Genomic DNA, 18,993 nt, shown 5'->3' on the forward strand with positions numbered 1-18,993 from the left:
CCACGCGCACAAGGCTGCACATTGATGAGTTGGTGTCGCGAAGTATCGACTTTATCTGGACAGACCGCTGATGCGGCCAATATCGATGACGAACGTCAGGGCGAACAACCAGCCGCTTTGAGTCGGTCCTACCAAAGCGTTCGGACCTTGCCTGTTTGGGTTAAGAAAGTACTGGGCTGAGGCATTGGCCAGCACTCCGGGGGCTAGACCATACTGACCGTGCACGTCAAACGTGAAGGTGTCTCGGTGGACGTTGTCGTCGCCCCAGCCACTTGCAGCGCTGGTCTGTTGCTCGTTTAAAGCGCGCCCCTCGCTCAGTTGGATGTAGCGCACGGTTGAGCCGACCAGTGCCGCCGGGTTGCCTTTGACAAAACCACCGTACTCAGCGCCCGCATATAGTTCGAGGGGAAATGACTGACCGGAGCCTGGAGTGATAAATGCGCCCCCGTACAAGGCGACGTTGGGTGGAACGAGGCCGTCCGCGTTTGCTTCGGTCCAGACGACTTTTCTTGCTTGGCCGTAAAAGCCCGATGTGCCGCTGTCATGTTTTACCGCCGTGCCAAAAGGATTTTGCGACTGAGTCGATCCGTCCGTGTTGTACAGGTCATCCGTGTACGGACTTGTGTTGTGGTAAACCCCGACTTCAGCGTTCAGTGGGTATCGGCTGTTGGAGAAGTCGCTTGTGTACGACATGTTTCCTAGCCATATCCAGCCTTTCCTGGTGTTCGAGGTCCAATCCCATCCGGATGATTGGCTGAAAAGGCCGTAATTATCTTCGGTCACGCCCAACCCCAGGCGAGTATGTGGCGACAGTTTGTAGGCGATCCGTGCTCCCCATAGTGATTTATCGAAAGGGGGTACGCCCACGGTTATAAGCGGGGTTGATGTAATGCACCCGGAGCACATGGTCGAGACCATGAAATCATCGCCTAGATTCATGCGTCCGTATTCAAGGTGAAGTTGATTATCAAACAGCTCGTGCGACAGGGTCATCTTGACCAGATTTGAGCTCGTGGTCGTCGCGGGGAAGGGGGCGAGGGAAGAACCAACTTTGTATGAGTAATCTCCGTTATTTTGAGAAAGTGGCTCCCACGCCTCCGTGATGTGCAGTTGTGTATTGGGAACCCCTATGAGCTTGGCCAGGTCGGCGTTGACCGACATGAACAGTGCAGGGGAGTCCATGGAACTGCCTGGTTTGATACCTGCCGAAGGGTTTGTGAAATAGCCATTGGTAAAGAACAGGCCGAAAGTAAATCCTTGCTTTTCAAGTTCATCGCCTAGCTCGCTAAGTGGGCCCTTTCTGGTGGGTGGAGGAATATCGGACGGAGGTCGTACGCTGACGCTCGCGACACCTGGTGGGTTCTGTCCGGTTTCAGTCTGGGCTTGTAGGAAAACGCCTCTGATGGGCTTTTTGGCGGGATCGATTGAGTTATTGGTGGAGGCTGAAGCACGCACATCCTGTGTGGTGCTTGTTGTTTCAATTCTGGCAATTGGAGCCTGCTGGCCCGAGTCGGCAGCCGTCGCGGTGAGCGCTGAGAATCCCAGTGTGACGACAATCGTTTTTGCGCGCGCGACATTGATCAAACGTTTCATGTGTTTCCTCCATTGTATTTATTGTTGAGTCAACGCCTCGAAGCATAACGAGCGACCCTATGGAGTGAGCCCAACAGCTGGTTGCTGTCCGCTGGGTGTACGGGGGCAGGGCTGGCGAGCGCCTGAAGAGACGCAAGGTGGTCGGCTGCCAATAGAGGAGGGGGCGTGCGATACGTTTGGTTGGCACTCAGTACAAGCAGCCGTGTGGTCGGTACACCCAGCGGACACTCGCCAGGACATATGATCGCTCGCGTAGGGCGCGCGATAGACTCAGAGACGCCTTGCACGTTTAGAGGGTTTTCGGCGGTCGTTTCAGTTCAACAACAAATAGCGACTGCCAATAGCGTATGCGGCTGCCTGCCGCAGTCTGTCCAACGAAAGAGGAAGTAGTAATGACGATTGTCACAGTGAGCAAAAGTGTCAAATTGAATGCTGGCGCGTCGCAGGTCTGGGAGTTCATTAAAGACTTTGGCGGCTTCGCCTCCTGGCAGCCGCACATTGATTCCGTAGAGATGCTGCCCAATGGCGATCGCAAGGTGTTGTTCAAGCGTGGTAATACCATGCTCGATCGCATCAAGCTCCTCAGTGATGAGTCGAAGACGTTGACCTACGAACTCGTTCCTGGTCAGGAAACCCCACCAGGGGCACCTCCGATCAAGAGCCTGGATGCAACCTTCGTAGTGACCGCTGATAACGCTGGATCCAAAGTCACCTATACCATTGAAGCGGATGTTCCTCCGCCGATGGTCGAGTTGGCCCCAAAGGGTATCGGCGCCGACATTGATGGCGCGCTGGAAGGCCTGAAGACAAAGTTCGGCAACTGAAAAAACGCACGCACGGAGTAACGGTCCGTCCCCGCGAACGTCCACGTGTTCGCGGGTGGATCAAGTTTCATATCGGGTCGATGTGAAGGTGCTTACAGTGCGTTGCGGTTCAACTCGCGGTTATCCGCGCGAGCGCTCGAAACCCATCTTTATCAGGCCGGCTTCCATGTCGAGCTTGGTCTGCAGGAGGTCTGGCAGGTAACGGCTGACCACCTCGTCGTAATCAATGGTCGCAGCCACCCAGACAATGTTGATGCACGCGATCACGCTCTGCTTGTACATGATGGGAACTGCGATGCTGGCGCACTTGGGATGCTCCAGGTCCCGGCAGTTGCTATAGCCGTTGGCATGCGAGCTGCTGATCATTTTTTGCAGGAATGCCTCGTCTCGACTCAAGGCGTTGTCCGGATCCTGCGAGCAGCGCAGCGAGGCCAAAATGTCCTCGCGTTCGTCCTCAGGACAAAACGCGAGATACGCGCGCCCAAGCGGACTTTTCAAAAGATGGCGCTTGCGCCCAATCATCCCCACATCGACGGAGAACGGGCTGAAGCTGTGGGTGCTTTCGCGGATGATCATCGCGTCGTTTTCAAACGTCGCCAGGTCGGTCGGCCATAGGACTTTCTCGCCCAGGCGTTGCAGCAGCGGTGCGCCGAGGGTGCGAATCCATTCTTCATCGGTGAAGCCTTCGCTCAAGTGGCGAACGGCATTCGTCAGGCGAAACACGCTGTCCGATACACTGCGATAAAGCAGGCCGCGGTCTTCCAGAGTTTCCAGGATGCGATAAACGGTAGGCCTTGGCAGTCGGAGCTGGGTCGCGATGTCGTGCGCGGTGGAAGCGCGAACGGTATTGAGATACTCGAGAACTTTGAGCCCTCGATCCAACGAACAAATTGTCTTGTAAGTCATGAGCGTTTCCCGGCGTTCTTATGGTCGATTTTTGTAGGCGGGATGGAGTAGCCATTGGCGTGTGGCGCGATACCACTGTCAATACTCAAGGTTATACAGGAAATAGGCAGCGGTAAATCGTCTCGCCGCCCAACGGCCCAGGCGATTTTCCCGCACTGCGACCGTGCGGCATGGGCGCCAGATTCACAGGCCGGACAGCCATCAACCGTATCTTGTTCCTGTGCAGACCGGAAGACTACTGTGGAGGCTCATATGTAGCTATCCAAAGAAGATTGCCAGGGAGATACCGATGGTCAGTACGCTTAAGAAAAACATGGCCAGTCACATGGCTCCGCCTGAGCCTGGGTTGGACGCCGAAACATTGATCGCGCGTGCAGTGGCATTGCGCGGTGCTTTATTGGAAGGGCAGGCCGACGCGGAAGCGCGCGGTACGTATTCGCCGCAGATGCACAAGGCATTCGAGGAAGCGGGTTTTTACCGGACCCTGCAGCCACGCCGTTATGGCGGCTACGAATTCGATGTGCCGACCTTTGCTCGGATGATCATGGAAGTGGCACGTGGTTGTCCGGGCAGCGCCTGGTGCCTGGCGTTATCGTCGGGGCACGCGCTCAATGTGGCACAGTTGTTTGGCGAGCGCGCGCAAACCGAGGCGTTCGGCGTGGACGGGCACTTCGCCGCAGCGGCGCGGGCAATTCCTTCGGGAACCGCCACCCGGACGGATGGTGGCTGGCGCCTGGAGGGTACTTGGGATTATTGCTCCGGTGTGCCGTACTCGACCCATGTCATGGTCGGCGTGAGAATTCTTGAGGAAGGAGAGGCGCCCCAGGCCGGCGTGGCGTTGGTTCCGCGCTCGGAATGGAAGATGCTCGATAACTGGGGTGACTTCATCGGTATGCGCGCCAGCGGCTCCAACAGTGTGGAAATGCAGAACGCCTGGATCCCGGAGCACTTCCTGGTGCGCGAGGATTTCTTCGCACCGAACATCTCCCAGGGTACGGAGGGCGCGCGGTTGCATGGCAACCCAATGTACGCCGGCGGCACGCTGGGTTTTTTCCAGACCGAGATCAGCTCGATCATGGTTGGTGTCGGTTACGCGGCACTGGATGAATACGAGAACATTATCCGTGCCCGCAAATCCTTCGGGCCAAACGCGGTCTTGCAGTCCCAGCATCCAGATCACCAGCGTCCTTATGGCATCGCACTCGGCAAGCTCGAAGCGGCGCGTCACGCTGTGGTGGGCGCGGCGCAGGAATACATGGACATGGCGCGCCTGAGCATGGAAGGCAAACGCACCTACCTGCGTTCGGATGACCAACGCCTGCAAGCCGGGCTACAGCATGCGGCGCAGCTGTCTTTCGAGGCGGTGGACATGTTGTATCGCGCCTCGGCGACCAGTGCCGGGGCGAAGAACGGCACGCGCATGCAGCGCTATTTCCGCGATATCTCCATGGCGCGCACCAACCCGGGCTTGCAGTTCGAACTGAAAGCGGCAGATCTGGCGCGACAATTGTTCGCGGAACGCGACCAACGCGAAGGGAGTAATCAGCCGTGATCAATGCGGAGCAAACGCGTGACCGGTACAGGGCGCATCCGGCGTCGAACGCCGTCGGGGAAATCGCCGTACCTGAGGTCGATCTGTCGCCGGAGGAAATGATTCGCCGCGCCACGGCGATGCGTCACACCTTGCGTGAACGGCAAGCAGCCACGGAGGCGGGTGGACGTATCCTGGAGGATACCAATGAAGAGTTTATCAAAGCCGGCTTTTACCGCGTGGTGCAGCCGCGCCGCTTCGGCGGCTACGAATTCGATCTGCCGACCTATGTCAGGGTCATGAGCGAAGTCGCGCGAGGCTGCCCGTCGAGCGGCTGGGTGCTTGCGCTGACCTCCGGTCATCCGATCATTCTCGCCGATCATTGCGAACAGGCGCAGATCGAAGCCTATGGCCGCGATGGAGAATATCGTTGCCCCTCCCTGGGCTCACCCATACCGGTGCAGCCGGTGCCGGGTGGCTACAAGGTCTCGGGATTCTGGGACTTCGCCTCCGGTTGCGATATCGCCACGCACATCATGGCCAGCGGCTTGATTCCCCAGGAGGGGGGCGCGCCCAAGCCGGTGCTCATGCTGATTGATCGCAAAGATTATTCGATCGTCGATAACTGGAAGATGCTGGGCATGCAAGGCACCGGATCACGGCGCGTTGTCGTCGACAATCTGTTCGTGCCGGAACATCGCGTGGCACCCCTGGCAATGTGGGGAGGGATCACGGCCGAGAGGGTCCATGCCAATCCCATGTACAACGGGCGCAAGGCTGGGTTCTTCATGATCGAGGGCGGCGCCGTGTTGATGGGTACCGCGCGCGGCATGCTCGATCTGTACGATGAACTGCTGCGCACGAAGTCGATGCGCTTCGCGCCAAAAACCAAGCTGATGGAGCATCACGAGTTCCAGCATTACTTCGGTGTGGCACAGGCATTGCTCGACAACGCCGACGCAGCGCTGCTCAAGGCGGCGCAGGACTACATGGACGCCTGCACGATGCAGTCGGAGCAGGGGGTCGAGTTCTCCGAAGAGGAGGATCGTCGGATATTCCTGATGGTGCAGCAGGCGACACGCCTGGCATTCGAAGCCGCGGATCGACTCTTCACCACCGCGGGCACGCAGATCGGCCAAAGCACCTCGATGTTCGGGCGCTACTACCGTGACCTGGCCATTCAACGCACGCATTTCACCCAGCAGATGGACCGAACGGCGGTGAACTTTGCGCGCATCCACTTCGGCTTCGCGCCGCTGTCACCGTTCTAGGAGATACGATCATGCCCTCCGAAGCGATAGCGTCCCGTATCCGGGAAAACTTCAAGCAGCGACGCGGTTATTGGAATGACGACTGGGAACGGCTGATGCACAGCAACCCGGACTATGTTGCGGCGTACCTGGAGTTGTCCGCCTACACGGCCGAGCGCGGTAGTCTTTCCCCCAAGCTCCGCGAGCTGATCTATGTCGCCACCAACTGTTCGCCGACCCATTTCTTCGAGCGCGGCGTGCGGCAACACGCGCGCTTCGCCCGCCAATTTGGCGCCTCGCTCGAAGAGCTGATCACGGTGGCCATGATCGTCAGTACGGTCGGCGTGCAGACCTACCTGCTCGGCGCGGCGGCCTTGGAGGAGCTGGTGCCGGGCGCATTGGCCTCAAGCGGGCACGAAGCCCATGTCGAGGCAGTGCACAAGCAGCACCTTGAATTGCTCGGCGCGGCCCTGCCGGAAGTGAGTGCCGCGATCAATGTCGACCCTGAGTTCTATGAGGCCTGGCTGAACTTTGCCGAGGCGGCGATCGGCACCAACGGTCTGCTCTCGCCCAAGGACGGTCACCTGATCGCCCTGGCGGCGTATGCACAGTGCACGCAGCTATCGGGTCCCGGGGTGCGTCAGCACATGCGTGCTGCGCTTGCGAACGGAGCCACGCCAGATGAAATCATGGATGTGTGCAAGCTGATCACCAGCATGGGGGTGCATGCAGTGGTGCTGCCCGTTCCGGTGCTGATCGATGAATGGGGGAAACTGCCGTGAGTACAACGCCTCTTCGTTATAGCGGCGATGGCCAGAGCTTCTGCGGTCAGCTGGCGTGTCCGCAGGTGTCAGGAAAGGTGCCCGGTATCTTGATTTTCGCCGAGGCGCCGGGCGTCGGCCCTCATGTGATCCGCCGTGCAGCGGCCCTGGCGCGACTGAACTACGTCGCGCTCGCCGCTGATGTGCATGGTGATGGCAGGGTGTTCGATGACCCGACCAGCATGCGCGCGCACATTGATTGGCTCAAAAGCCAACCAGAGCGCCTGGCCCTGCGCCTGCAGGCCAGCTTGCAAGCACTCGCCGAGGTTTCCCAGGTGGATACCGAGCGAATGCTGGTAATCGGTTACTGCTTTGGCGGCTGGTGCGCGTTGGAGTTGGCCCGCACGGGGGCGCCGCTCAAGGGCGTCGGGGTGTTCCATGGCGCGTTGATTCCGACGCAGGCCAATACTGCGAACCGCATACAGGGCAAGGTGCTGGTCTGTTCGGGGGCGGCGGATCCGTTGGTGCCCGCCGCGCAAATCACCGCGTTCACTGACGAGATGTCAGCGGCGGGCGTGGATTGGCAGGTCCACTTGTATGGCGGCACGGGCCACGGCTTTACCAGTCCGGAGGCGGGCAGCAATCCGCGTCCCGGATTCGGCTACTCGGCATCGGCCGACCGCCGTTCCTGGGCTGCGCTGAGCTTATTTCTGAATGAGACCTTTGACATGGGAAAAACTGATGGAATTTGCGAATAAAACGGTGCTCATCACCGGAGCGGCGACCGGCATTGGCCGCATGACCGCTCATAAGCTGGCCGGGCTGGGCAGCCGAGTGGTCATCGCCGACCTCAACGGCGCCAAGGCCGAAGAGGCCGCGGCTGCGATTCAACGTGAAGGCGGCGACGCGATAGGCCTGCGCTGTGACGTCACCCGAGACGATGAGATCGCCGCGTTGTTAGCGACGGTGGTGGCGACCTACGGCCCGGTCGATGTGCTCATCAATAATGCCTCGATGCCACCCATCGCTGGGCGAATCGAAGATATTCCGTTCGACGCCTGGGAGAACGCACTGCAAGTCAACGTGCTCGGCTACGTGCGCATGATCCGTGCGGTACTGCCCGCCATGATGGCGCGCGGCAGCGGTTACCTGGTCAACACTGCCTCGTCATTGGCCATTTTGCCTGATCCGCCCACGCGTTTTCAGATTCCCTATACGACCACCAAGGGCGCGCAGCTGGCGATGAGTTACGGCCTGGCGCATGCGCTGAAACCCCATGGCGTGAAAGTGTCGGTGTTCTGCCCAGGCATTACCGCCACATCGGATCGTCCCGGCGGGCAAGACCTGACCACTTCGGGCACGGAGATCCCGAGCATGGCGCAATTTCTTGACGGAGTGGACCCCCGGCGCGGCAAGCCCGCGACGCCAGAGTTCGCTGCTTCCACGTTGATCGAGGGCCTGTTGCAAGAGAAGTTCCTGATCAGTTCCCAAGTGGGTTATGAAGAGCAGATCGTGGAGTTTGCCCAGGCCGGCCTTGACCCGCTGGCACTAATTGTCGGCGGGGGGGCTTGAGCATGGCACGCGTACGCTATCTCGATCGGGAAGACCTGGCGCCGGAATACCAGGACATGCCACGCATGAAATCCAACATCACGCGCGCGCTCGCCAATAGTCCACGGGGTGCCCGCCATGTAGCCGGAACCGGGATGTACCTGCGCCATGAAAGCTCGCTCAATCCACGCTTGCGGGAGCTGGCGATCCTGCAAGTGGGGTACTCCACCGGCAGCGAGTACGAGTACGCCCACCATATCGACGTGGCGTTGTCATTCGGCGTCAGTGAGGCGGACATCCTGGCGATTGCCGCCGACAGCGCCGGCCAGGTCTCCACCCTCGAACCTCTGGCTCGCGCGGTGTTGCAGGCCGCACGGGAAATGACCGAGCAATTGAGCCTGAGCGATGCCACTTTCACGGTGTTGAATGACGCGCTGGACACCGAATCGCTTATCGACCTGCTCATCGCCATCGGCGAATACAACGGCATGGTACGGATCATGGCCGCGCTGCAGATCGATCTGGAGCCGGAATTCATGACCTACCTGGAGCGGTTTCCGCTGCCCGTCCGCACCGAATGAAGTGTGCACTTCCAATCAAGAAAAGGTAACAACAATGGACTTGGGACATGTGGGTATTCATGTGCGCGATTTCGAAGCCATGCTTGGCTTCTATCAGCGTGTGTTCGGTTTTGTCATCAGCGACATCAAGCGCGGCCCTGAGAGGTCGATTGTCTTTCTGACTTCTGAGCCCGAAGTCCATCACCAGTTTGTCATCGCCAATGGCAGGGCCGCCGATGACCATTCGCGGGTGATCAACCAGATCTCCTTTCGCCTGTCCAGCCTGGTCGAGCTGAAACGTATCGGCCGCGCCATCAAGCGCGAGGCGGTGGAGGAGCTCGACATCATCACTCATGGAACGGCGTGGTCGATTTATTTCCGCGATCCCGAAGGCAATCGCGCCGAGGCCTTCGTCGATACGCCGTGGTATGTCGACCAACCTTTCCGCGCGCCGATCGATCTGGACCAACCCGAAGACGTACTGCGTCGCGACACGGAGGCGCTGTGCCGCACCCTGCCTGGGTTCCAGAGCATCGAGCAATGGCGACTCAAGCTTGCGCAGCGCTTTGAGGTGGCGAAGGCGCAAGTCCCTTCGGTGGAGTGAATCGATAGAGCGAACACCTAGCGGGATACACACTGCGGACACTCGCGCGGTGTGCCTGGCAGCCCGGTTCCAGGGCCATTAACGTGTCGCTATCGCAATGTGTCCTGGAGTACTACGTGAGCTCAAATGCAAAGGCGGTAATTGTAGGTGCCTATGAACACCCGGGCCGAGACCTGCCGAATCACTCGGCGCAACAGATTCATGCGCAGGTGGCGCTGGGTGCGCTCGCCGATGCCGGTCTGGGGTTGCAAGATGTCGACGGTTTTTTCTGCACCGGCCAGCTCGGGTTCGGCGCCATCTCGCTGGCCGAATACATCGGCCTCAAGCGTCTGCGCTACACCGACTCGACCTTCACAGGCGGGTCTTCCTACCTGTGCCATGTCGGCCACGCAGCGCTCGCGGTGGCAAGCGGTAAGTGCCGTATCGCCCTGGTGACGCAGGGCGCACGGGTACGTGGCATCGTTCGTGGTCCAAAGCTGCCGCCGGACACGCCCGAGTATGCCTTCGAGGCACCTTACGGCGAGACCAACCTCGGCATCTATGCCCTGGCCGCTCGGCGGCACATGCACGAGTACGGCACCACCGCGCGGCAGATGGCTGAAGTGAAGGCCGCGGCCTCGTTTCACGCGCAGTTCAATCCCAACGCGATGCTGCGAAAACCGGTCACCCTCGACGAAGTGCTCGCTTCGCCGTTCGTGGCCGATCCGCTGCGGCGCATGGATTGCTGTGTGGTCACCGATGGCGGTGGCGCAGTGATCGTCACCACGCCAGAGATTGCGGCGCAATTGCAGCGTCAATCGGTGCAGGTGCTGGGGCATGGCGAAGCGATCAAGCACACCATGAGCGGGCGCTTGGACATGACCTACACTGCAGCGGTGTGGTCAGGCCCCACCGCTTTTGAAGAAGCAGGCGTGACGCCGGCGGACATCGATTACGCGTCGATTTATGACTCCTTCACCATCACGGTACTGATGACTCTGGAAGATCTTGGATTCTGCAAGAAGGGGCAGGGTGGTGCGTTCGCGGCGGATGGGGCGTTGCGCATCGGCGGACGACTGCCCATCAATACCGACGGCGGTGGCTTGTGCAATAACCATCCCGGCTATCAGGGCGGCATGGTCAAAATCATCGAGGCCGTTCGCCAACTGCGCGGCGAGGCCCAACCCGAAGTGCAGGTCAAAAATTGCCGCCTGGCATTGGCCCATGGCACCGGCGGCGGTATCTCACGCCTGTGCAGCGCAACGTTAATTCTTGCTCGAGGTGATGCATGAGTGGCTCTGAACTGCCGGCGCCAACCCCACCGGTTGTCCCGGAAACCAAGCCCTTCTGGGAAGGGACAAAGGCCGGTCGGCTGATGTTGCCGCGCTGTCTGCGCTGCGACTTTGTGATCTGGTATCCGCGGCAGTTCTGCCCGGAATGCGGCCACGACTGCGTGGAATGGTTTGAAGCGAGCGGACGCGGTTCGATCTATAGCTTCACCATTGTGCGCCGTGGTGAAGGCCCTTACCGCGACACACCTTCCTACGTACTTGCCTTCGTCGATCTTCCCGAAGGCCCGCGCGTGATGACCAACATCATCGACTGCGACGTCACGCAACTTCAGATCGGTCAACCCGTGAGCGCAGTGTTCTGCGATGCGGGAGACAGTGCTGCGTTGCTGCGCTTTCGCCCATTCCTTACTGAGTAAGCCCCCATGACCAAGATTTTCGCTTCTCCCGAGGCCGCTGTCGCCGATATTCCCAATGGCGCGTCCGTTGCCATTGCCGGTTTTGGCGTCGGCCACAGCTATCCGAACAGCTTGGTGATTGCCCTCAAGGACCAAGGCGCCCGCGAACTGTGCCTGGTTGCCAACTCACTGGGCGCTGGCGAATACCGCCCGGAACTGCTTCTGGAAAACGGCCAAGTCAGCAAAGTCGTGTTGTCTTTTTCGGCCCGGCCTGGCTTGCCCTCTCTCGTGGAGCAACGCGCCGCGAGCGGCGACGTGCAGCTGGAGATGGTGCCGCAAGGGATTCTGGTGGAACGTCTGCGTGCGGCCGGCGCTGGCCTGCCGGCGTTCTACAGTCCGGTGACCGTGGGTACGCCGCTGGCCAAGGGTAAGGAACTGCGCGAATTTGACGGAAAGACGTATGTGCTTGAGCACGCATTACCAGTCGACTATGCGCTGGTGCGCGGTTATCGCGCGGATGCCAGTGGCAACGTCGAGTTTCGCGGCAGCAGCATGCATTTTCACCCAAGTTTCGCCAAAGGCGCGCGCGTCGCTATCGTCGAAGTCGAGGAAATTGTCGAGGTCGGTACTATCCCGCCGGAAAGGGTGGGCCTGCCTGGCATATTTGTCGCGCGGGTGGTGCTTGCCACCAAGAAAGTCGCCATCCCTAAAGGCGCGCTTGGGCGGCGAGCACCAGACACGCGGCGCGAGTACTTCGGCAAGCCGGCGTTGTCGCGCCTGGAGTTTGCGCAACGTGCTGCGGCGTTGCTGCCGGAGCATGGCTACGTGAACCTGGGCTCGGGTTTGCCGACACTGGTCGCTTCACATGTCAGCGGACGCAGCATCACGCTGCACGCCGAGAACGGGGCGCTAGGCTATGAGCTGCTTGGCGAAGATGGCGTACCCGATCCGGATTTTTTCGACGCCGCCGGTGGCTTCATCGATATGCGTCCGGGTGGTGCCTTGTTCGACAGCGTCGTGTCGTTCGAAGTGGCCCGTTCGGGCAAGCTGTCGGCCGTGCTGCTGGGTGCGTATCAGGTGGCGCAGAACGGCGACCTCGCCAACTGGAGCGTACCGGGCCAAGTCGGTGGTGGCATTGGCGGCGCGATGGATCTGATCGCCGGTGCCAGCAAGCTGATCATCGTGATGGAGCACAGCGACAGCAAAGGACGCTCCAAGCTCGTACGTGAATGCCAGTACCCGCTCACGGCGCCGCAGTGTGTCGATGTAATCGTGACCGATCTGGCGCTGCTGGTGCGTCGAGGCAACCGGTTTGTCCTTGAAGAAATCGCGCCAGGCTTTTCGGTCGAGGAAATCCAGCAGCTGACCGATATGGAGTTGCTGGTTGCCGATGATGTTCGGATCATGCGGCCCGACACGAAGCCCGTGTAAGCCAGTTCGCCGCTGTCTCTGTCAGTGCGCGATTTTGCAGGCCACGTAACGCTGATGCTTCGTGGCCTGCTGCGTTTTTCGACCTGTATTATCCAGGCAAAGGTGACGTGTGACTTCACAGGCTGTACTCGATCCGCGTACCGCGCGCTTGCTGCCGTGGCTGGTGGCGGTGGCGTTTTTCATGCAGACGCTGGACGGCACCATTCTCAATACCGCGTTGCCGATGATGGCCGTCGACCTTGGCGAGAGTCCGTTGCGCATGCATGGGGTATTGATCGCCTACTTGATCACAGTGGCCATACTCATCCCGGCCTCGGGCTGGCTGGCCGATCGCTTCGGCACTCGCAGGGTTTTCCATAGCGCAATCATGTTGTTCTGCTTCGGCTCGCTTCTGTGTACCCAGGCTGACACCCTGGATGCGCTGATTGGCTCGCGCGTCGTTCAGGCCTTGGGCGGTGCGCTGATGATGCCGGTCGGACGCCTGTTGGTGTTGCGTGCCTATCCGCGCAGCGACCTGGTCAGGGTCATGAGCTTTGTCACGTTCCCAGGCCTGATCGGTCAGTTGATGGGGCCGACCCTCGGTGGTTGGCTGGTGGAATATGCCACTTGGCGTTGGATCTTCGTCATTAACCTGCCTATCGGTCTGCTGGGTGCCTACGCCGCCCATCGATTGATGCCCAATCTCCGACCAGCCCGGCGCACGCGCTTTGATGGGGTCGGATTCCTGCTGTTCGGCGCCTTTACCCTGTCGATCATTTTGGGCATTGAAAAGCTGGCCCACGATTCGCTGCAGGCTACGGGCGGGTTGCTCGCCATCGCAATGGGCGCGCTGACTCTGTATTCACTGCACGCCTCACGTAGCCGGACCCCGTTGTTTGCGCTGTCGTTGTTTCGATTGCGCAGCTTTTCGGTCGGCATCAGCGGCAGCCTCATGTCCCGATTCGGCAGCGGGTCGATGCCGTTCCTGACGCCGTTGATGATGCAGGTGGGCCTCGGTCATTCGCCCTCTGTGGCAGGGATGAGCATGATCCCGCTGACCTTGGCGGGTATGGCCACCAAGCCGTTTATCAGTGGTGTGATCCGGCGCTTCGGCTATCGCGCGGTGCTCAGTTGCAACACCCTGGTGCAAGGCGCGCTGATTTGCTGCATGGCCTTGATCGGGCCGCACACGGCGTTGTGGCTGATTATCGCGTTGCTGTCGCTGATTGGTGTCGCCAACTACATCCAATTTACCGCAATGGGTACAGTGACGCTGATCGAGCTGAATGATCATCAGGCAAGCGGCGGTACAAGTTTGATGTCGGTGACTACCCAGCTCTCGACCGGCCTGGCGGTTTCGGCGGCGGGCGCCCTGCTGGTGTTGTTCAATCCGAATGAAGGAGTGTTGGGCCTGCCGGGTGTCTTGAGTGTTTTTTCCAAGGTTTACCTCAGCCTTGGAGCGCTGACCATCACGTCAGCGCTGCTGTTCCTGCGTTTACCGCGTAAGGATTAGACCGATAGCACCTGCCTCGTCGACGATTCAAGCCAGGTGGTGGGTGATGCTTGAGTGCAACGGCCAGTGTGGGCTGAGAGTGCCTTCATGTAGGAGGGGCTATCAAGTCTATTCCTGCTACAAGGAGTAAAAGAATCCCGTAAATTTCAACGAGTCGGACACCAGATACAGGTCTCGTTTCCCGCTCCAAGATTCAGAAAAAAAGCTACTCGGATGAGTGGCTTTTTTTCTGGCTTTTTTCTCGTCCTGAAAGTGCCGAGCGTGAGATACCCATGCCTGCATTGCAGCTCAGAACGTCTGCCCCAAGGAAAACTGGAACACCTGCGTATCAGCGTTATCCGGCGTTCGGACCGGAAAGGCCACGTTGGCGCTCAACGGACCCAGCGGGCTGTACCAGGTCACCCCGACGCCCACCGAACTGGCCATCTGGCTGAGGTCGAGCCCGTCACATCCCTGGGTGGTGCTCAGGTAGCACTTGTCGGAATAGACACTGCCGACGTCCCAGAACACCGAGGTGCGCAGTGACTTGTTGTCTTTGATGAAGGGCATTGGGAACAGGTATTCCACGCCGCCGGTGATAAGTATGTTGCCGCCCAGTGACTCGGTATCCCGGTCGGAGTAGTACGCCTGGCCGGCGCTGGCGTAGGTGCCGGTGGCTGGTGTGTTGCGCGGTCCGAGGGTGCCGCTCTCAAAACCGCGCACCGAGCCCTCGCCACCGGCGGTGTAGTTTTCATAGAACGGCAAGCCGTCTGTCGAGCCGTAGCTGTTGCCGTAGCCAAGTTTGGTATGCAAACGCAGCGAGGTGGCGTCGCTGACCGGCAGGAAAGCCTGCCCGGTGTAGTCAATCTTGTAGAAGCTCAGGTCGCTGCCAGGCACGGTGACCATCAGATTCAGGTTTTGCGAATGCCCGCGGGTGGCCAGCACGCCCTTGTTCAGCGTCGATTCCGACCAGCCGAGATTGGCCTTGAAGTTGGTGAAGTCTTTGCCTTCACGCTCGATGAAGTCGTAGATCTCGTCGGCGCTGTAGGTCCCTGGTTCGATGCTGTCATGTTGCACCGTGACGCCGAAGTTCAGCCGTGAGGTTTCATTGATTGGGTAGCCGAGAGAGGTGCCGGCGCCGTAGCTATTGATGGAATAGTACGAATAGTCGTCATCGTAGTATTCGTTGTAGTCGGTGGCGTTGTAGAACGCGTTGTAGCCCAGGCTCACACCGTCCGGCGTGAAGTAGGGATCGGTAAAGCCGATGTTGTACTTGCTTTGATAGGACGAGCGGGTCAGGCCCAGGCTGGCGTAGTTGCCGGTGCCGAGAACGTTGTTCTGGGTGATCGAACCTCCAAGGATCAGGCCGGCGCTTTGCGAGAAGCCGACACTGGCGCTGATCGAGCCGGAAGCCTGCTCTTCGACGCTGTAGTTCACATCGACCTGGTCATCGACACCCGGCACGGCCGGCGTCTCGACGTTGACTTCCTTGAAGAAGCCCAGGCGCTCCAGGCGGGTCTTGGACTGGTCGATCAGGTAGGTCGACGCCCAGCCACCTTCCATCTGGCGCATTTCGCGACGCAGCACTTCGTCCTCGGACTTGGTGTTGCCACGGAAGTTGATGCGGTTGACGTAGGCACGCTTGCCCGGGTCCACGGCGAACGTGATGTCGACGGTATGGTCTTCATCGTGCGGCTGCGGCACGCCGTTGACGTTGGCGAAGGTGTAGCCCTCGTTACCCAGGCGACGGGTGATCAGTTCAGAGGTGGTGGTCATCAGCTTGCGCGAGAACACCTGGCCCTTCTGCACCAGCAACAGCGACTTGACCTGGTCTTCAGGAACCTTCAGGTCACCACTGAGCTTGACGTCACGAACGGTGTATTTCTCGCCTTCGTTGACGTTGACGGTGATGTAGACGTGCTTCTTGTCCGGAGTGATGGACACCTGGGTCGAGGCGATGTCCATGTTGATGTAGCCACGGTCCAGGTAGTAGGAACGCAGGCGTTCCAGGTCACCGGAAAGTTTTTCACGGGCGTACTTGTCGTCGTTCTTGAAGAATGACAACCAGTTTGTGGTCTTGAGGGTGAATTGATCGGTCAATTCTTGCGTGGCGAAGACGGTATTGCCCACCACGTTGATGTGCTGGATAGCCGCCACGGTGCCTTCGTTGATGTTGACCTTCAGGCCGACGCGGTTGCGCGGCTGCGGCACCACTTCGGTGTCGACAGTGGCCGAGTAGCGACCCTGGGCAACGTACTGGCGCTGCAGTTCGTTACGCACACCTTCGAGGGTGGCGCGCTGGAAGATCTCGCCTTCGGCCAGGCCGGATTGCTTGAGGCCTTTCATCAGGTCTTCAGTGGAGATCGCCTTGTTGCCTTCGATCTCGATACTGGCGACCGACGGGCGCTCGACTACAGTGATCACCAAGACATCAGCGTCATGCCCGAGTTGGATGTCCTGGAAAAAACCGGTCTTGAACAACGCACGGGTAGACTCCACCAGACGCCGCTCATCTGCTTGGTCACCTACATTCAAGGGCAAGGCACCGAACACGCTGCCGGCGGAAACGCGCTGAAGGCCATTGATACGGATGTCGGAAATTTTGAAACCTTGAGCGTGTGCAAATGTGGCATTGAGCAGCAGTGCAGCCGAGCAGAGCAGGCGCGAAAAATTCATCAAGATCTTATCCAGGACACATCGACAAGCAGCGTAGGCGGGCGCGGATATCTCAAAGCAAGACAAGTCACCGCGCAGCGAGCAGGCTGGTGGAAATGCAGCATAAAAGCTCGGTGCGTTTGGTGCGGTTAACCCAGTGTCAAGTTAGGTAAAGGTTGGCCTGTGGCGATGACGGTGCGCGGCACACGGGCGATAATGGGCCGACACCTACTTAAGAGCGCCCCATGATCTCTGTATTGCTAGTCGACGATGACCAGGAGCTGACGGGTATGCTCAGCCAATACTTGGAGCGCGAAGGCTTTGAGGCGACAGCCGTGCACACCGGGGAGGAGGGCGAGGTGCAAGCGCTGTCCGGTCGCTACAGCATCGTGGTGCTGGACGTGATGCTGCCGCGAATGTCGGGGATCGAGGTGCTCAGGCGCATTCGGGCCGCGAGCCAGGTGCCGGTGGTTTTGTTGACGGCCCGTGGCGACAATATCGACAAGATCACTGGCTTGGAGCTGGGCGCCGATGACTATGTGCCCAAGCCCAGCTCACCGGGGGAACTGGTGGCGCGTTTACGAGCGATCATGCGCCGCGTGCAGCCGGCGGATCAGCACTCCGGCGAAGTGATCAGGACTGGCCCGCTGGTCCTGTGGCCTGGCAAGCGCCAGGCGCTCTGGCAGGGAGTCGAGCTGGGGGTGACCAGCACCGAGTTCAGTTTGCTCGAGGAGCTGGCCCGCTGTGCCGGGCAAGTGGTGAGCAAACAGGACTTGTCCCTCAATGCCTTGGGCTGTCCTTTGACCCGCTACGACCGGCGTATCGACGTGCACATTAGCAGTATCCGCCACAAGCTCGGGCCGCGACCCGATGCGAAGGCCTGGATCCAGAGCGTGCGGGGCCTCGGTTACCTGCTGATCGCCGAATGATTAAGCCCAGCCGGCTGTTCTGGAAACTTTTCCTGGCGTTCTGGCTCGCCACCAGCCTGACGTTTCTGGTCGGGTTGGGTCTCTTGGTCATGGGCAGTTCCAGGCCGGGCGATCCTCATCTGGAAACGGTCCTTGCCACAGAAGAGCAGTTATTGCGACAGTTTGGCATCGAGTCGGGCCGGCAACTGCTGGCGGTGTGGGAGCATCCGGATGACCAGGCCGTTGGCGTCTACGACCATGCAGGTCAGCTGTTGGCCGGAACGCCGGTGCCGCAACCAGCCTACGAGCGATCGGTCATCAGCAAGGACGGCATCGCGCTGTCACTTAGATCCACCCATGCCTTGGGCAAAGAAGGCGACAGGGGGCCGAGCCACTGGACGCCGTTGATCATCGGCACGGTCATGAGTGCGTTGTTCAGCGGCTATATGGCCTTCTACCTGGCATGGCCGCTGGCCTATCTTCGGCGCGCCATGAGTGACGTGGCCCAGGGGCGCTTCGAAACCCGAGTCAAGCCGATCATGGGGGACCGACGTGATGAAATCGTCGATCTGGCCGAAGACTGCGACCGAATGGCCAACCAGCTGAAGCTGTTGGTAGAAGCTCAGCAACACTTGCTGCACGACATCTCCCACGAATTGCGCTCGCCTTTGACCCGCATGCAAGCGGCCATCGGGCTGCTGCAACAAGATCCGGCTCGCCTGGAAATGGTGGAGCGCATCGACCGTGAGTCGGTGCGCATGGACACGTTGATCGAGGCGTTGTTGACCCTGGCGCGCCTGCAGGGGCGACCAGAGAGTATCGAGCGCGAGCCAGTCGATGTTGTCGAGTTGCTGGCGGTGATCGTCGAGGACGCTCGATTCGAAGCGCAAATGAAAGGGTGCCAGGTCAGCTTGCAGGCGTGCCCGGCCTTTGTCAGTCGGGTCAGCGGCGAGCTGTTGTATCGGTGTTTCGAAAATGTCATTCGAAACGCGGTGCGCCATACCCGGCCAAACACTACGGTGGCGGTCGTGGTCGAGGCCGATGGTGACGCAGACGGCCTGGTGGTGCAGATCAGCGATCAGGGCCCGGGTGTTGAACATTTGCGGCTACAAAGCATTTTCAACCCGTTCGAAAGGGGCTTGAACGAAGCCAGCACTGGCTTCGGCCTGGGCTTGGCCATTGCCTCAAGGGCCGTGGAGATACACGGCGGCACCATACAGGCGCGCAACGAGCCGTCCGGTGGGCTGACCGTGGAAATCAACTTGCCCCGGCGGGCATGATC

At 59.8% G+C, this 18,993-nt stretch carries 17 protein-coding genes; 14 read left to right on the forward strand and 3 right to left on the reverse strand.

What is annotated here, in order from left to right; genetic code table 11:
* Nucleotides 1–51: 51 nt before the first annotated feature.
* Nucleotides 52–1,593: a carbohydrate porin gene (locus J3P88_RS12205; RefSeq protein WP_434575480.1), complete on the reverse strand. Its 1,542-nt coding sequence runs from the start codon at nucleotides 1,591–1,593 to the stop codon at nucleotides 52–54.
* Between the two features lie 392 nt (nucleotides 1,594–1,985).
* On the opposite strand from J3P88_RS12205, the gene J3P88_RS12210 reads away from it, so the two are divergent.
* Complete coding sequence (locus J3P88_RS12210; protein WP_434575482.1) at nucleotides 1,986–2,417, forward strand: SRPBCC family protein; 432 nt, start codon at nucleotides 1,986–1,988, stop codon at nucleotides 2,415–2,417.
* A 120-nt stretch (nucleotides 2,418–2,537) separates the two neighbouring features.
* Here J3P88_RS12210 and J3P88_RS12215 read toward each other — a convergent pair whose 3' ends face one another.
* A complete protein-coding gene (locus J3P88_RS12215) occupies nucleotides 2,538–3,323 on the reverse strand; it encodes a helix-turn-helix domain-containing protein (protein WP_014338883.1) in 786 nt (261 codons plus the stop codon).
* A 289-nt stretch (nucleotides 3,324–3,612) separates the two neighbouring features.
* Here J3P88_RS12215 and J3P88_RS12220 point away from each other — a divergent pair, with 289 nt between their 5' ends.
* The 11 genes from J3P88_RS12220 (at nucleotide 3,613) to mdtD (ending at nucleotide 14,169) form a co-directional block, all read left to right on the forward strand.
* Entirely contained in the window at nucleotides 3,613–4,875 is a 1,263-nt protein-coding gene (locus J3P88_RS12220; RefSeq protein WP_434575485.1) for an acyl-CoA dehydrogenase family protein, read from the forward strand.
* The gene (locus tag J3P88_RS12225; protein ID WP_434575487.1) at nucleotides 4,872–6,125 is read left to right on the forward strand and encodes an acyl-CoA dehydrogenase family protein; all 1,254 of its coding nucleotides are present in this window, start codon (nucleotides 4,872–4,874) and stop codon (nucleotides 6,123–6,125) included. Before J3P88_RS12220 ends, J3P88_RS12225 begins: the two co-directional genes overlap by 4 nt.
* Before the next feature lie 11 nt (nucleotides 6,126–6,136).
* Nucleotides 6,137–6,886: a carboxymuconolactone decarboxylase family protein gene (locus J3P88_RS12230; RefSeq protein WP_434575489.1), complete on the forward strand. Its 750-nt coding sequence runs from the start codon at nucleotides 6,137–6,139 to the stop codon at nucleotides 6,884–6,886.
* Between the two features lie 89 nt (nucleotides 6,887–6,975).
* On the forward strand, nucleotides 6,976–7,623 hold the full coding sequence (locus tag J3P88_RS12235; RefSeq protein WP_434575491.1) for a dienelactone hydrolase family protein: 648 nt from the start codon (nucleotides 6,976–6,978) through the stop codon (nucleotides 7,621–7,623).
* Nucleotides 7,607–8,437 (forward strand): SDR family NAD(P)-dependent oxidoreductase, encoded by an 831-nt coding sequence (locus tag J3P88_RS12240; RefSeq protein ID WP_434575493.1) that lies wholly within the window; start codon nucleotides 7,607–7,609, stop codon nucleotides 8,435–8,437. Before J3P88_RS12235 ends, J3P88_RS12240 begins: the two co-directional genes overlap by 17 nt.
* A gap of 2 nt (nucleotides 8,438–8,439) precedes the next feature.
* Nucleotides 8,440–8,997: a carboxymuconolactone decarboxylase family protein gene (locus J3P88_RS12245; protein WP_434575494.1), complete on the forward strand. Its 558-nt coding sequence runs from the start codon at nucleotides 8,440–8,442 to the stop codon at nucleotides 8,995–8,997.
* A 34-nt stretch (nucleotides 8,998–9,031) separates the two neighbouring features.
* Nucleotides 9,032–9,580, forward strand: coding sequence for a VOC family protein (locus tag J3P88_RS12250; RefSeq protein WP_014338890.1), 549 nt, complete (start codon nucleotides 9,032–9,034; stop codon nucleotides 9,578–9,580).
* A gap of 116 nt (nucleotides 9,581–9,696) precedes the next feature.
* The gene (locus J3P88_RS12255; protein ID WP_434575496.1) at nucleotides 9,697–10,851 is read left to right on the forward strand and encodes a thiolase domain-containing protein; all 1,155 of its coding nucleotides are present in this window, start codon (nucleotides 9,697–9,699) and stop codon (nucleotides 10,849–10,851) included.
* Complete coding sequence (locus J3P88_RS12260; protein ID WP_434575498.1) at nucleotides 10,848–11,267, forward strand: Zn-ribbon domain-containing OB-fold protein; 420 nt, start codon at nucleotides 10,848–10,850, stop codon at nucleotides 11,265–11,267. Before J3P88_RS12255 ends, J3P88_RS12260 begins: the two co-directional genes overlap by 4 nt.
* 6 nt (nucleotides 11,268–11,273) lie before the next feature.
* Nucleotides 11,274–12,677 (forward strand): 3-oxoacid CoA-transferase, encoded by a 1,404-nt coding sequence (locus tag J3P88_RS12265; protein ID WP_434575500.1) that lies wholly within the window; start codon nucleotides 11,274–11,276, stop codon nucleotides 12,675–12,677.
* A 109-nt stretch (nucleotides 12,678–12,786) separates the two neighbouring features.
* On the forward strand, nucleotides 12,787–14,169 hold the full coding sequence (gene mdtD / locus J3P88_RS12270; RefSeq protein ID WP_434575502.1) for a multidrug transporter subunit MdtD: 1,383 nt from the start codon (nucleotides 12,787–12,789) through the stop codon (nucleotides 14,167–14,169).
* Between the two features lie 288 nt (nucleotides 14,170–14,457).
* Here mdtD and bamA read toward each other — a convergent pair whose 3' ends face one another.
* A complete protein-coding gene (gene bamA / locus J3P88_RS12275; protein ID WP_434575504.1) occupies nucleotides 14,458–16,824 on the reverse strand; it encodes an outer membrane protein assembly factor BamA in 2,367 nt (788 codons plus the stop codon).
* A 224-nt stretch (nucleotides 16,825–17,048) separates the two neighbouring features.
* Between bamA and J3P88_RS12280 the strand changes: the two genes are divergently transcribed.
* Together J3P88_RS12280 and J3P88_RS12285 are read left to right on the forward strand one after the other, a co-directional pair.
* Nucleotides 17,049–17,732 carry a response regulator gene (locus J3P88_RS12280; protein WP_434575506.1) on the forward strand — a complete coding sequence of 228 codons (684 nt, stop codon included), beginning with the start codon at nucleotides 17,049–17,051 and terminating at the stop codon, nucleotides 17,730–17,732.
* Entirely contained in the window at nucleotides 17,729–18,991 is a 1,263-nt protein-coding gene (locus J3P88_RS12285) for a HAMP domain-containing sensor histidine kinase (protein ID WP_186641610.1), read from the forward strand. The genes J3P88_RS12280 and J3P88_RS12285 overlap by 4 nt, the downstream gene beginning before the upstream one ends.
* Nucleotides 18,992–18,993 lie beyond the last annotated feature (2 nt).

The organism is Pseudomonas sp. Z3-6 (genome assembly GCF_051131985.1).
Classification (GTDB): domain Bacteria; phylum Pseudomonadota; class Gammaproteobacteria; order Pseudomonadales; family Pseudomonadaceae; genus Aquipseudomonas; species Aquipseudomonas zanjanensis.